Source organism: Pseudomonas urethralis (assembly GCF_021602465.1).
GTDB classification, from domain to species: domain Bacteria; phylum Pseudomonadota; class Gammaproteobacteria; order Pseudomonadales; family Pseudomonadaceae; genus Aquipseudomonas; species Aquipseudomonas vlassakiae.
Map to the genome: position 1 here is coordinate 104,500 of NZ_BQIJ01000012.1, position 13,267 is coordinate 117,766.

Below are 13,267 nucleotides of genomic sequence, written 5' to 3' on the forward strand. Positions count from 1 at the left end.
CGAGCCTTCCAGCGCCTTATCCCGGAGGGACGGCACCTGGTGATCGGCGTGCCGTTCATCTGGCTGTTCCTGTTCTTCATGCTGCCGTTCTTCATCGTGTTGAAGATCAGCTTCGCCGAAGCCGACGTGGCGATCCCGCCGTATACCGAGATCTACACCTACGTCGAAGACAAGATCCAGTTGGTGCTCAACCTGGCCAACTACGGCCTGTTGACCGAGGATGAGCTGTACATCTCGGCCTATCTGGGCTCGTTGAAGATGGCCTTCTTCAGCACCCTGCTGTGCCTGCTGATCGGCTACCCGATGGCCTATGCCATCGCCAACGCCAAGAAGGAGACCCAGACGGTCCTGCTGCTGCTGATCATGATGCCGACCTGGACTGCGATCCTGATCCGCGTCTATGCCTGGATGGGCATCCTCAGCAACAACGGGCTGCTCAACGGCTTCCTGCTGTGGACCGGCTTGATCGATCAGCCACTGCAGATCCTCAACACCAACCTGGCGGTGTACATCGGTGTGGTCTATTCGTACCTGCCGTTCATGATCCTGCCGCTGTTCGCCAACCTGGTGAAGCACGACCCGAGCCTGCTCGAAGCGGCTTCGGACCTGGGGTCGAGTACCTTCAACAGCTTCTGGAAAATCACCGTGCCGCTGTCGAAGAACGGCATCATCGCCGGCTGCATGCTGGTGTTCATCCCGGTGGTGGGCGAGTTCGTCATTCCTGAACTGCTTGGCGGCCCGGAAACCCTGATGATCGGTAAAGTGCTGTGGCAGGAATTCTTCAACAACCGTGACTGGCCGGTGGCATCCGCCCTGGCGGTGGTGATGCTGGCGATCCTGATCGTGCCGATCCTGCTGTTCAACCGCAGCCAGGCCAAAGAAATGGAGGGCAGGGCATGAAGCGTTTCAGTTTTTCCAAGCTGATGCTGGTGCTCGGCTTGCTGTTCATCTACCTGCCAATGCTGATCCTGGTGATCTACTCGTTCAACGCCTCCAAACTGGTGACGGTGTGGGGCGGCTGGTCGGTGAAGTGGTACGTCGGCCTGCTCGACAACACCCAGCTGATGGGTTCGGTGATGCGCTCGCTGGAAATCGCCTGCTACACGGCGGTGGCTGCGGTGGCGCTGGGTACCCTGGCGGCCTTCGTGCTGACCCGGGTCACCCGTTTCAAGGGTCGCACGCTGTTCGGCGGCCTGGTCACCGCACCGCTGGTCATGCCCGAAGTGATCACCGGTCTGTCGCTGTTGCTGCTGTTCGTGGCCATGGCACAGATGATCGGCTGGCCTCAGGAGCGTGGCATCGTCACGATCTGGATCGCGCATACCACGTTCTGCGCGGCGTATGTGGCGGTAGTGGTGTCGGCACGCCTGCGCGAGCTGGACCTGTCGATCGAGGAAGCGGCGATGGACCTGGGAGCCAAGCCGTGGAAGGTGTTCTTCCTGATCACCATCCCGATGATCGCGCCGTCGCTGGCGGCAGGCGGCATGATGTCGTTCGCCCTGTCGCTGGACGACCTGGTACTGGCGAGCTTCGTGTCCGGCCCAGGTTCGACCACCTTGCCGATGGAGGTGTTCTCGGCGGTGCGTCTGGGCGTGAAGCCTGAGATCAACGCCGTGGCCAGCCTGATCCTGCTGTCGGTGTCGCTGGTGACCTTCTTTGTCTGGTTCTTCAGCCGCCAGGCCGAAGAGCGTCGGCGCAAGGCGATCCAGCAGGCGATCGAAGAGGGTGCGGCGGCCAACGCCTCGCAGCCACAGGTCAAGCGCCCGACGCAGGTGGCTGCGTCGGCCTGACCCGGCCCTTTCGCGGGTAAACCCGCTCCCACAGGGATACCACAGCCTCCAGGTTTGCGGTGACCCTGTGGGAGCGGGTTCACCCGCGAATGCCCCAGTACACATTCAAAGCCAGACTGCATCCCAGTGTGGATAGTCCCTGACACTTTTGACCAGGCCTGCCCGCAAGGGGTTTGCCACAATGTACCGGGCTACATGCACCATGCTTGCTTCTCGCCTCAAAGCCCGGTCCTGATACCCAGGCTGCCATACCGGATCTTCCTCAACCCCCGCCCGATGCAGTACCAGACTGGACCTGGACTTGAACCTGCGCATCAAGGTTCCCAGTGTCGTACCCTTCAACTCGATCAGCCAATGCAGGTGGTCCGGCATCAGCACCCAGGCCAGTGACCTGCAGGCATGCTCCTGATCTGACTGGCGCAATTGGTGAATGACTAGCCGGGCATGGTGGAAGTTAAGGAACAGTGGCTTGCGTTGATGGGTGACGGTGGTCAGCAGATAGAGCCGGCCAAGTTCTGAATAGCGACCACGGCGCAGTAGATGGGATTGGGCCCGAGAGATTTACTTCTTCCTTGAAAGCATGTGTGTTCTCAAAGGTAGTGGCTGGAAGGCAGGTCCCGTGTAGAGGATGGTTTCTGGATATGGCAGAGATCTGTGGTTGGCTGTACCGGCCTCTTCGCGGGTAAACCCGCTCCCACAGGTACAGCACAAGCCTTGAAGTCTGCATATGACCCTGTGGGAGCGGGTTCACCCGCGAAAGGGCCGGCGCAGCCGCTGAAAATGCCTAACTGATCCCGATCAGTGCCGTTTATCGAACCCTGAACTACGCTGACAGTCGCATCCCAAGAATCATTTGCGCGCAAAGCAAGGAGCCTGCATGACGTTGATGCGTCCGCTGTCGGTAGTTTGCCTGGGGCTGCTGTATCTGCTCGCTGGCTGTAGCAAGGAAGAAACCACCGAAACGCTGCCGCGGGTCGGCGTGCAGCAGGTAACGCCCACCGACTTCGCTGCCAGGGTCACCCTGACGGGCGACGTGCAGGCGCGGGTGCAGACCGACCTGTCGTTCCGCGTGGGCGGCAAGATCATTTCCCGTAGCGTCGATGTGGGCGATCACGTCAAGGCCAACCAGGTGCTGGCGCGGCTCGACCCGAAAGACCTGCAGAACAATGTCGACTCGGCCAAGGCCGAGGTGTTCGCGGCGCAAGCGCGGGTCACCCAGGCCAGCGCGGCCTTTGTCCGCCAGCAAAAATTGCTGCCCAAGGGCTACACCAGCCAGAGCGAATACGATGCCGCCGAAGCTGCGCTGCGCAGCAACCAGAGCGCGCTCAAGGCTGCCCAGGCAGAGCTGGCCGATGCCAATGAGCAGCTGAGCTACACCGCGTTGGTGTCCGATGCCGATGGCGTGATCACCGAGCGCCAGGCCGAGGTGGGCCAGGTGGTGCAGGCGACCATGCCGATCTTCAGCCTGGCCCGTGATGGCGACCGCGATGCGGTGTTCAACGTCTACGAATCGCTGCTGGTGGCGCCACCCAGCGACGCTGGGGTCATCGTCAGCCTGCTGGATGACCCCAAGGTCCAGGCTCACGGCTTTGTCCGTGAAATCACCCCCACCGTGTCCGCGCAAAGCGGCACCGTGCAGGTCAAGGTGGCGCTGAAGGATGTGCCGCCAGACATGCAGTTGGGCGCGCCGGTCACTGCCAGCACCAATGCGGTGGGGCGGCCCAGCGTCGAGCTGCCATGGTCGGCATTGACCAAGGCGCTACATGAGCCAGCAGTCTGGGTGGTGGGCGAGGGCGACAAGGTCGAACTGCGCAAGGTCGAGGTCAGCCGTTATCTGACCGGCAAGATCGTGGTTGCCAGCGGCCTGAAGGCCGGTGAAACCGTGGTGGTGGTCGGTGGCCAGCTGCTGCACCCCGGCATGCAGGTGCAGAAGGTCGATGCCAGGTCCCAGGGAGGTGAGCTATGAAGCGCCTGCTGCTGATACTGTCGGCCGGCATGCTGCTGGCCGCCTGTGGTAGCGATGAGCAAGCGCCCGAGCCGATCCGGCCGGTGCTGTCGGTCAAGGTGGAACCACAGATGCAGTCGCAGCTGGGCCGCTTCGCTGGCCTTATCGAAGCGCGCTTCGAAAGCACCTTGGGCTTCCGGGTTGGCGGGCGCATCGCTCGGCGTTGGCTGGATGTGGGCGCCCAGGTCAAACCGGGCGATACCCTGGCCACGCTCGACCCCACCGACCAGCAGAACCAGCTGCGAGCCGCCGAAGGCGACCTGGCCAAAGTGCAGGCGCAGTGGATCAACGCCCAGGCCGATGCCCGCCGCCAGCAGCAGCTGTTTGACCGCGGCGTCGGGGCCCAGGCCCAGCTGGATATCGCCCAGACCAACCTGAAAACCACCAGCGCCGCACTGGAGCAGGCGCGCTCGGCGCTCAGCCAGGCCCGCGACCAGCTCGACTACAGCACCCTGCGCACTGATCATGCGGCGGTCATCACTGCCTGGCAGGCCGAAGCCGGGCAGACCGTCACCGCCGGCCAGGCCGTGGTGACCCTGGCGCGGCCGGATGTGAAGGAAGCGGTGATCGACCTGCCGATCGGCCTCGCCGAGCAATTGAACAAAGGCCTGACCTTCACCGTTGCCTCGCAGCTCGACCCGACCATCAACACCACCGCCACCCTGCGTGAACTGGAGCCACAGGCCGACGCAACCACCCGCACCCGCCGCGCGCGCCTGACATTGGCCAGCACCCCGCCGGCCTTCCACTTGGGCACCGCGATCAGCGTGACCCTGAGTTCTGAAGTGAGCCCGCGCAGCGAGCTGCCGCTCAGTGCCTTGCTCGAGCGTGATGGCAAGACTCAGGTCTGGGTGATCGACACCGAGCAGAAAACCGTAGGTACCCGCGACGTCACCCTGATCGACCGTACCGCCGACAGCATCGTCCTGGCGTCGGGCGTACAGCCGGGCGAGCGTGTGGTGACGGCGGGTGTGAACAGCCTCAAGCCTGGCCAGAAGGTCACCTTCGACGAGGATGCGCAATGAAAGGAAGCTTCAACCTGTCCGAATGGGCGCTCAAGCATCAATCGTTCGTCTGGTACCTGATGTTCGTTGCCCTGCTGATGGGCATTTTCTCGTACTTCAACCTTGGCCGGGAGGAAGACCCTTCGTTCACCATCAAGACCATGGTGATTCAGACCCGCTGGCCGGGTGCGACCCAGGACGAAACCCTGTACCAAATCACCGACCGCATCGAAAAGAAGCTCGAGGAACTCGATTCCCTCGACTACACCAAGAGCTATACCCGCCCGGGCGAGTCGACGGTGTACGTGTACCTGCGCGACACCACCAAGGCCAAGGACATCCCGCAAATCTGGTACCAGGTGCGCAAGAAGATCCAGGATATCCGCGGTGAATTCCCGGCCGGCATCCAGGGGCCTGGGTTCAACGATGAATTCGGCGACGTGTTTGGTTCGATCTACGCCTTCACCGCCGACGGCCTCACCCTGCGTCAGTTGCGTGACTACGTGGAGCAGGCGCGCGCGGAAGTGCGCGATGTCCCCAACATCGGCAAGATCGAGCTGGTCGGCACCCAGGACGAAGTGCTGTACCTGAACTTCTCGACCCGCAAGCTGGCGGCCCTGGGCATCGACCAGCGCCAAGTCATGCAAGCCCTGCAGTCGCAGAACGCGGTGACCCCGGCCGGGGTTATCGAGGCTGGTCCCGAGCGCATTTCGGTACGCACCACCGGGCAGTTCGCTTCGGAAAAAGACCTGCAGACGGTCAACCTGAAGATCAACGACCGTTTCTTCCGCCTGGCCGACATCGCCGACATCCAGCGCGGCTATGTCGACCCACCCTCACCGATGTTCCGTTACAACGGCCAGACCGCCATCGGCCTGGCCATCGGTATGAAGGCCGGCGGCAACATGCAGGTATTTGGCGCGGCGCTGAAAAAACGCATGGACCGGGTGATAGAGGACCTGCCGGTTGGCGTTGGCGTGCACACCGTGTCGGACCAGGCCGTGGTGGTCAAGCAGGCCGTAGGCGGCTTCACCAGCGCGCTGTTCGAAGCGGTGGTGATCGTGCTGGCGGTGAGTTTCGTCAGCCTTGGCATGCGCGCTGGCTTGGTGGTGGCCTGTTCGATTCCGCTGGTGCTGGCGATGGTGTTCGTGTTCATGGAATACAGCGGCATTACCATGCAGCGGATTTCGCTGGGTGCGCTGATCATCGCCCTCGGCTTGCTGGTGGATGACGCCATGATCACGGTCGAGGTGATGGTCACGCGGCTGGAAATGGGCGAGAGCAAGGAGCAGGCGGCGACGTTCGCCTATACCTCGACGGCGTTCCCCATGCTCACCGGTACCCTGGTGACGGTTGCCGGCTTCGTGCCCATCGGCCTCAACGCCAGTTCCGCGGGTGAATACACCTACACGCTGTTTGCGGTGATCGCCGTGGCGCTGATGGTCTCGTGGGTGGTGGCGGTGTTCTTCGCCCCGGTGCTGGGCGTGCACATTCTCAGCAGCGCCAAGCTCAAGGCCCATGAAGCCGAGCCAGGGCGCGTCGGCCGGGCCTTCGAGCATGGCCTGCTGTGGTGCATGCGCAACCGCTGGCTGACCATCATCGGCACTGTCGTGCTGTTTGCCCTGGCGATCTTTTGCGAGCGTTTCGTGCAGAACCAGTTCTTCCCTTCATCGGACCGTCCGGAAATCCTCGTCGACCTCAACCTGCCGCAGAACGCTTCGATCGAGGAAACCCGCAAGGTGGTCGACCGCTTCGAGGCCCGCATCAAGGATGACCCGGACATGGTGAGCTGGAGCACCTACATCGGCCAGGGTGCGATTCGTTTCTATCTGCCCCTCGACCAGCAGTTGCAGAACCCGTACTACGCGCAGCTGGTGATCGTCAGCAAGGGCTTCGAAGAACGCCAGGGCATGATGCAGCGGCTGCAGAAGATCCTGCATGAAGAGTTCGTCGGCATCGGCGTCAACGTGCAATCGCTGGAAATGGGCCCGCCGGTGGGCAGGCCGATCCAGTACCGGGTCAGTGGCGCCAATATCGACGAGGTGCGCAAGCACGCCATCGACCTGGCCACCTTGCTCGACCAGAACGAGCACATCGGCGAGATGATCTACGACTGGAACGAGCCCGGTAAGGTGCTGCGGGTGGAAATCGCCCAGGACAAGGCGCGTCAGCTAGGGTTGTCGTCGGAAGACGTGGCCAATGTCATGAACAGCATCGTCAGCGGCGTGGATATCACCCAGGTCAACGACAACATCTACCTGGTCGATGTGGTCGCCCGTGCCGAGGACAGCGAGCGCGGCTCACCTGATACCCTGCAGAACCTGCAGATTCTCACGCCCAGCGGTACCTCGATCCCGCTGCTGTCGTTCGCCACCGTGCGTTACGAACTGGAGCAGCCGCTGGTATGGCGCCGTGACCGCAAGCCGACCATCACCATCAAGGCCTCGGTCAACGGCGATATCCAGCCGACCGACCTGGTGGCCCAGCTCAAGCCGAAGATCGACGAGTTCGCCAGCAAGCTGCCGGTGGGCTTCGAAGTGGCCACCGGCGGTACCGTGGAGGAGAGCGCCAAGGCCCAGGGGCCGATCCGCAAGGTCATCCCGTTGATGCTGTTCCTCATGGCGACCTTCCTGATGATCCAGCTGCACAGCGTGCAGAAGCTGTTACTGGTGGTCAGCGTGGCGCCACTGGGGCTGATCGGCGTGGTGCTGGCACTGGTGCCGACGGGCACGCCGATGGGCTTTGTGGCGATCCTCGGCATCCTCGCCTTGGCGGGCATCATCATTCGTAACTCGGTGATCCTGGTGACCCAGATCGACGAGTTCGAGGCCCAGGGCCTCTCGCCGTGGGATGCAGTGGTGGAGGCGACCAACCACCGACGTCGCCCCATCCTGCTGACGGCGGCGGCAGCGAGCCTGGGCATGATCCCGATTGCCCGCGAGGTGTTCTGGGGGCCGATGGCCTACGCGATGATTGGCGGGATCATTGTCGCGACCCTGCTGACGCTGCTGTTCCTGCCGGCGCTGTACGTAGCCTGGTACAAGATCCGCGAGCCTGAACACAGCACCAAAACCCAGCACTGATCCCTGTGGGGGCGGGCACGCCCGCTCCCACAGAGGTATTTTCTCGCCCTCACGATCATCACGTAAATTTGGTTATATAAACATTCTTAAACAGTATTTTTAAGAATAATCCCGCCTCACTACTATTGCCCTCAAGCCAGGCAATGAACCCCTTCACATCCATGCCCGGCACCCTCATTCCAAGGAGAACGAGCATGAGTGCATCGCTGCGTAGCATCGACGGTCAGGACGAAGCCACCATTCTGCGTGAGATCCAGAGCGCCTTGCGCGACCTGCGTTTCGGTGCGGTGGAAATCACCGTGCACAACGCTCAGGTCGTGCAGATCGAGCGCAAGGAGAAGTTCCGCCTGCAACAGCCAGGCAACAAGGCCGGCTGATTCGCACCACAACATCCAAAACTAGAAAAATGCCAATCGGGAGCTTCACCATGTCCATCCGCCGTTATGCGCTTGCCGCCCTGGCCAGCGCTGTTTTTGCCGGTTCCGCCATCGCCAAGGACTACGAACTGCTGAACGTGTCATATGACCCGACCCGTGAGTTGTACCAGCAGTACAACGCCGAATTCATCAAGCACTGGCAACAGGCCCATCCGGGCGACAAGGTGAAGATCCAGCAATCCCATGGCGGCTCGGGCAAACAGGCTCGTGCGGTGATCGATGGCCTGCGCGCCGACGTGGTGACCTTGGCCCTGGCCGGTGACATCGACGAAGTCGCCAAACTCGGCAAGACCCTGCCCGAGGACTGGCAGAAGCGCCTGCCGGATGCCAGCACCCCGTACACTTCGACCATTGTGTTCCTGGTGCGCAAGGGCAACCCGAAAGGCATCAAGGACTGGGGCGACCTGATCAAGAAGGATGTGTCGGTCATCACGCCCAACCCGAAAACCTCCGGTGGCGCCCGCTGGAACTTCCTCGCCGCCTGGGCCTACGGCCTGAAGACCGGCGGCAGTGAAGACAAGGCCAAAGCCTACGTGCAGGAGCTGTTCAAGCACGTGCCAGTGCTGGACACCGGTGCCCGCGGCTCGACCATCACCTTCGTCAACAATGGTCAGGGCGACGTGCTGCTGGCCTGGGAAAACGAAGCCTTCCTGGCGCTCAAGGAAGACGGGGGCGCCGACAAGTTCGACATCGTCGTGCCGTCGCTGTCGATCCTTGCCGAGCCGCCGGTGGCGGTGGTCGACAAGAACGCCGAGAAAAAGGGCAACACCGAGATTGCCACTGAATACCTCAAGCACCTGTACAGCCCGGCCGGGCAGAAGATTGCCGCCGAGAACTTCTACCGCCCACGTGACGAGAAAGTCGCTGCCGAATTTGGCAAGCAATTCCCTAAACTGGACCTGGTGACCATCGACAAGGACTTTGGTGGCTGGAAGACTGCACAACCGAAATTCTTCAATGATGGCGGTGTGTTCGACCAGATCTATCAGGCACAGTAAGGCGGTCACCGTAGGAGCGGCCTTCAGCCGCGAAAGGGCTGCGTAGCAGCCCCAGGATTCAGAAGCCTGCACCGGCCCGGAATTGTTTCCGGGCTTCGTGCGTTCAACCAGGGATATTTATGTCACGTCGCATTTCCCCCGTCATACCCGGCTTCGGGCTGACGCTGGGCTACACCTTGGTGTACCTCAGCCTGATTGTGCTGATACCGCTGGCGGCCATGTTCGTGCATGCCGCGCAGCTCACCTGGGAGCAGTTCTGGAACGTCATCAGTGCGCCGCGGGTGATCGCCGCGCTGCAGTTGAGTTTCGGCACCGCCCTGTTCGCCGCCATCATCAACGGAGTGATCGGTACCCTCCTGGCCTGGGTGCTGGTGCGCTATACGTTCCCGGGGCGCAAGGTCATCGACGCGATGATCGACCTGCCGTTCGCCCTGCCCACCGCCGTTGCCGGTATTGCCCTGACCGCGCTGTACGCGCCTGCGGGCTGGGTTGGCCAGTTCGCCACCGACCTCGGTTTCAAGATCGCCTACACGCCGCTGGGCATCACCCTGGCGCTGACCTTCGTTACCCTGCCGTTCGTGGTGCGCACGGTGCAGCCAGTGCTGGCCGACATCCCGCGTGAAGTCGAAGAGGCCGCGGCATGCCTGGGTGCGAAACCGTTGCAGGTGTTCCGCCACATCCTTGCGCCGGCGCTGTTGCCCGCCTGGCTCACCGGTTTCGCCCTGGCCTTCGCGCGCGGTGTCGGCGAGTACGGTTCGGTGATCTTCATCGCCGGCAACATGCCGATGAAGACCGAGATCCTGCCGTTGCTGATCATGGTCAAGCTCGACCAGTACGACTACACCGGCGCCACGTCCATCGGCGTGCTGATGCTGGTGGTTTCCTTCATCCTGCTGCTGCTGATCAACCTGCTGCAGCGCCGCATCGAAACCCCTTGAAGGAGGCCGCATGTCCGGTTCAACCCTGAGTGCAAGCGCTGCCGCCAACGCCGCCCGACGTGGCAGCGCCACCTCGCGGCGCGTGCTGATCGGCCTTGGCTGGCTGGTGTTCGCGCTGTTCCTGCTGCTGCCCCTGGTGATCGTGGTGTCGCAGGCGCTGAAGAATGGCTTCGGCACCTTCGTCGAGGCGATCTTCGAGCCTGATGCCTTGTCGGCGCTCAAGCTCACTTTGCTCGCCGTCGTCGTTTCGGTGCCGCTGAACCTGGTGTTCGGTGTCAGTGCCGCGTGGTGCGTGAGCAAGTACAGCTTTCGCGGCAAGAGTATCCTGGTGACGTTGATCGACCTGCCGTTCTCGGTGTCGCCGGTGATCGCCGGCCTGGTCTACGTGCTGATGTTCGGTGCCCAAGGTCTTTTCGGCCCATGGCTGCAGGACCATGACATCCAGATCGTGTTCGCCCTGCCGGGCATCGTGCTGGCGACCATTTTCGTCACCGTGCCGTTCGTCGCCCGCGAGCTCATCCCGCTGATGCAGGAGCAGGGCACGCAGGAGGAGGAAGCTGCGCGGCTGCTCGGCGCCAACGGCTGGCAGATGTTCTGGCATGTGACCCTGCCGAACATCAAATGGGGCCTGATCTACGGCGTGGTGCTGTGCACCGCGCGGGCCATGGGTGAGTTTGGTGCAGTGTCGGTGGTTTCGGGCCATATCCGTGGCGTGACCAACACCTTGCCGCTGCACGTGGAGATCCTCTACAACGAGTACAACCACGTCGCGGCCTTCAGCGTGGCCAGCCTGTTGCTGATCCTGGCGCTCTTCATCCTGCTGCTCAAGCAGTGGAGCGAGAACCGTATTAACCGCCTGCGCCACAGCGCCGCGGAGGAATGATTCATGTCGATCGAAGTTCGTAACGTCAGCAAGCGCTTCAACAGCTTCCAGGCCCTGAACGCTATCAACCTGGACATCAACAGCGGCGAGCTGGTGGCCCTGCTTGGCCCGTCCGGCTGCGGCAAGACCACCCTGCTGCGCATCATCGCCGGCCTGGAAACCCCGGACCAGGGCAACATCGTGTTCCATGGCGAGGACGTGTCCGGCCACGACGTGCGTGATCGCAACGTCGGCTTCGTGTTCCAGCACTACGCGTTGTTCCGCCACATGAGCGTGTTCGACAACGTCGCCTTCGGCCTGCGCATGAAGCCCAAGGGCGAGCGCCCGAGCGAAAGCAAGATTGCCGAGAAAGTCCACGAACTGTTGAACATGGTACAGCTCGACTGGCTGTCCGACCGCTACCCCGAGCAGCTGTCCGGTGGCCAGCGCCAGCGTATCGCCCTGGCCCGCGCCCTGGCGGTGGAGCCCAAGGTGCTGCTGCTGGACGAGCCGTTCGGTGCGCTCGACGCCAAGGTGCGCAAGGAGCTGCGCCGCTGGCTGGCGCGGTTGCACGAGGACATCAACCTGACCTCGGTGTTCGTCACCCACGACCAGGAAGAGGCCATGGAAGTGGCTGACCGCATCGTGGTGATGAACAAGGGTGTGATCGAGCAGATCGGTTCGCCGGGCGAGGTGTACGAGCAGCCAGCCAACGATTTCGTCTACCACTTCCTCGGCGACTCCAACCGCCTGGCCTTGAGCGAGGGCCAGCATGTGTTGTTCCGCCCGCACGAAGTGTCGCTGTCGCGGCATGAGACCGAGGGGCACCATGCGGCCGAAGTGCGCGATATCCGCCCGCTGGGCGCGACCACCCGGGTGACCTTGAAGGTGGAAGGGCAGAGCGAGCTGATCGAGGCCGAGGTGGTCAAGGACCACGACAGCCTGACCGGGCTGGCGCGTGGCGAAACGCTGTTCTTCCGGCCGAAGGTCTGGCAGAAGGTGGCGGATGTCTGAGTCGCTTTGAGCAATAAGGAACCCGGGCATGGTCCCGGGTTTTTTTTGCCGCCAAGCCTGACGCGGCCCCCTGTAGGAGCGGGTTTACCCGCGATCGAGCGCACAGCGCTCGCAGCGATCTGATGCCTTGCACGAATATTTCATATGCCTGCAAAGCATCGCCTGATCGCAGTAGACCCACACCCCGCGAATCCCGCGGCCTAGAGCGATCCCCATAAAAATTATATTCCTAAAAAATCTAACTTTAATTTTAAACATTACTTTAAGAGATAAGCCCCTGCCCGCGATGATTCAGCCACACACCTGAATCAAGAACCCCAGGAGTTTGATCAATGGGTAATGTCCAGTCGGCCGTCAGGGCCTACGACCAGCCATGGCGCCCGAGCCCGGGTGACCTGGTCGACCTTGGACGGACGCTTCGCCTGCCACTGGGTCAGCTGCGCCTGCAACGCACCCCGGTCAGCGGCCTCAAGCGCCGCGACAAGCTGGCGCTGGGCCTGCTGGTACTGGCCTTGCACGGTGCCGCCGCCTACTGGGTCAGCCAGGCACCCACGCCCACGCTGCCCGTGGTGCCGCCCCAGATTCCGCCCATGACCATCGAGTTCGCCGCGCCCGCACCGCCGGTCGTGGAGCCGCCGCCACCTGCGCCTGCACCGCCAGTGGTCGAGCCACCCCCGGTGATCGACGAATTGGCCGCCAAGCCCAAGCCCAAGCCCAAACCTGTGCCCAAGCCAGTGGCCAAGCAACCGCCCAAGCCACAGCCCAAGCCGGTCGAGGCGCCACCGCCTGCGCCGGTTGCTGCGCCGGCGCCCCCTGCGCCACCTGCGCCAGCCCCGGTCACGCCGCCGTCTGCCAACGCCGCGTACCTGAAAAAACCTGCGCCGGAGTACCCGCAGATGGCGCTGCGTCGTGGCTGGGAAGGCACCGTGCTGCTGCGCGTCGAGGTGCTGCCCAGCGGCAAGCCGGGGCAAATCCAGATCCAGCAGAGCAGCGGCCGCGATGCCCTCGACGCCGCCGCCCTCGCTGCGGTCAAGCGCTGGAGCTTCGTCCCCGCCAAGCAGGGCGATGTGGCCCAGGCCGGCTGGGTCAGCGTGCCGATCGATTTCAAGCTTCGCTAACTTTTTCGCAGAACACAG

Annotated in this window: 12 protein-coding genes; 11 read left to right on the plus strand and 1 reads right to left on the minus strand. The window is 62.7% G+C overall.

Features of this window, described 5'->3' with window-relative positions; genetic code table 11:
- Positions 1-18 precede the first annotated feature (18 nt).
- Together L6D64_RS19105 and L6D64_RS19110 are read left to right on the plus strand one after the other, a co-directional pair.
- Positions 19-900 (plus strand): ABC transporter permease subunit, encoded by an 882-nt coding sequence (locus L6D64_RS19105; RefSeq protein ID WP_176507617.1) that lies wholly within the window; start codon positions 19-21, stop codon positions 898-900.
- Entirely contained in the window at positions 897-1,790 is an 894-nt protein-coding gene (locus L6D64_RS19110) for an ABC transporter permease subunit (RefSeq protein WP_054885467.1), read from the plus strand. The genes L6D64_RS19105 and L6D64_RS19110 overlap by 4 nt, the downstream gene beginning before the upstream one ends.
- Positions 1,791-1,895: 105 nt before the next feature.
- Here the strand turns inward: L6D64_RS19110 and L6D64_RS19115 are convergent, their stop codons facing one another.
- The gene (locus tag L6D64_RS19115; protein ID WP_176507618.1) at positions 1,896-2,351 is read right to left on the minus strand and encodes an REP-associated tyrosine transposase; all 456 of its coding nucleotides are present in this window, start codon (positions 2,349-2,351) and stop codon (positions 1,896-1,898) included.
- A gap of 316 nt (positions 2,352-2,667) precedes the next feature.
- Between L6D64_RS19115 and L6D64_RS19120 the strand changes: the two genes are divergently transcribed.
- The 9 genes from L6D64_RS19120 (at position 2,668) to L6D64_RS19160 (ending at position 13,249) form a co-directional block, all read left to right on the plus strand.
- Positions 2,668-3,756, plus strand: coding sequence for an efflux RND transporter periplasmic adaptor subunit (locus L6D64_RS19120; RefSeq protein WP_176507561.1), 1,089 nt, complete (start codon positions 2,668-2,670; stop codon positions 3,754-3,756).
- The gene (locus L6D64_RS19125; RefSeq protein ID WP_176507562.1) at positions 3,753-4,820 is read left to right on the plus strand and encodes an efflux RND transporter periplasmic adaptor subunit; all 1,068 of its coding nucleotides are present in this window, start codon (positions 3,753-3,755) and stop codon (positions 4,818-4,820) included. Before L6D64_RS19120 ends, L6D64_RS19125 begins: the two co-directional genes overlap by 4 nt.
- Entirely contained in the window at positions 4,817-7,882 is a 3,066-nt protein-coding gene (locus tag L6D64_RS19130) for an efflux RND transporter permease subunit (protein WP_176507563.1), read from the plus strand. The genes L6D64_RS19125 and L6D64_RS19130 overlap by 4 nt, the downstream gene beginning before the upstream one ends.
- 194 nt (positions 7,883-8,076) lie before the next feature.
- Complete coding sequence (oscA, locus tag L6D64_RS19135; RefSeq protein WP_016712582.1) at positions 8,077-8,259, plus strand: sulfur starvation response protein OscA; 183 nt, start codon at positions 8,077-8,079, stop codon at positions 8,257-8,259.
- Between the two features lie 50 nt (positions 8,260-8,309).
- Entirely contained in the window at positions 8,310-9,317 is a 1,008-nt protein-coding gene (locus L6D64_RS19140) for a sulfate ABC transporter substrate-binding protein (protein WP_054885472.1), read from the plus strand.
- 119 nt (positions 9,318-9,436) lie between these two features.
- Positions 9,437-10,255 (plus strand): sulfate ABC transporter permease subunit CysT, encoded by an 819-nt coding sequence (gene cysT / locus L6D64_RS19145; RefSeq protein WP_176507564.1) that lies wholly within the window; start codon positions 9,437-9,439, stop codon positions 10,253-10,255.
- A 10-nt stretch (positions 10,256-10,265) separates the two neighbouring features.
- Entirely contained in the window at positions 10,266-11,138 is an 873-nt protein-coding gene (gene cysW, locus L6D64_RS19150) for a sulfate ABC transporter permease subunit CysW (RefSeq protein WP_176507565.1), read from the plus strand.
- A 3-nt stretch (positions 11,139-11,141) separates the two neighbouring features.
- The gene (locus tag L6D64_RS19155; protein WP_176507566.1) at positions 11,142-12,131 is read left to right on the plus strand and encodes a sulfate/molybdate ABC transporter ATP-binding protein; all 990 of its coding nucleotides are present in this window, start codon (positions 11,142-11,144) and stop codon (positions 12,129-12,131) included.
- A gap of 332 nt (positions 12,132-12,463) precedes the next feature.
- Positions 12,464-13,249: an energy transducer TonB gene (locus L6D64_RS19160; protein WP_176507567.1), complete on the plus strand. Its 786-nt coding sequence runs from the start codon at positions 12,464-12,466 to the stop codon at positions 13,247-13,249.
- Positions 13,250-13,267: the final 18 nt, after the last annotated feature.

Coding starts and splice junctions, on each gene's coding strand:
- cysW (WP_176507565.1), top strand. CDS start 10,266: ATGTCCGGTTCAACCCTGAGTGCAAGCGCTGCCGCCAACGCCGCCCGA.
- L6D64_RS19155 (WP_176507566.1), top strand. CDS start 11,142: ATGTCGATCGAAGTTCGTAACGTCAGCAAGCGCTTCAACAGCTTCCAG.
- L6D64_RS19130 (WP_176507563.1), top strand. CDS start 4,817: ATGAAAGGAAGCTTCAACCTGTCCGAATGGGCGCTCAAGCATCAATCG.
- L6D64_RS19110 (WP_054885467.1), top strand. CDS start 897: ATGAAGCGTTTCAGTTTTTCCAAGCTGATGCTGGTGCTCGGCTTGCTG.
- L6D64_RS19160 (WP_176507567.1), top strand. CDS start 12,464: ATGGGTAATGTCCAGTCGGCCGTCAGGGCCTACGACCAGCCATGGCGC.
- L6D64_RS19120 (WP_176507561.1), top strand. CDS start 2,668: ATGACGTTGATGCGTCCGCTGTCGGTAGTTTGCCTGGGGCTGCTGTAT.
- L6D64_RS19125 (WP_176507562.1), top strand. CDS start 3,753: ATGAAGCGCCTGCTGCTGATACTGTCGGCCGGCATGCTGCTGGCCGCC.
- oscA (WP_016712582.1), top strand. CDS start 8,077: ATGAGTGCATCGCTGCGTAGCATCGACGGTCAGGACGAAGCCACCATT.
- L6D64_RS19140 (WP_054885472.1), top strand. CDS start 8,310: ATGTCCATCCGCCGTTATGCGCTTGCCGCCCTGGCCAGCGCTGTTTTT.
- cysT (WP_176507564.1), top strand. CDS start 9,437: ATGTCACGTCGCATTTCCCCCGTCATACCCGGCTTCGGGCTGACGCTG.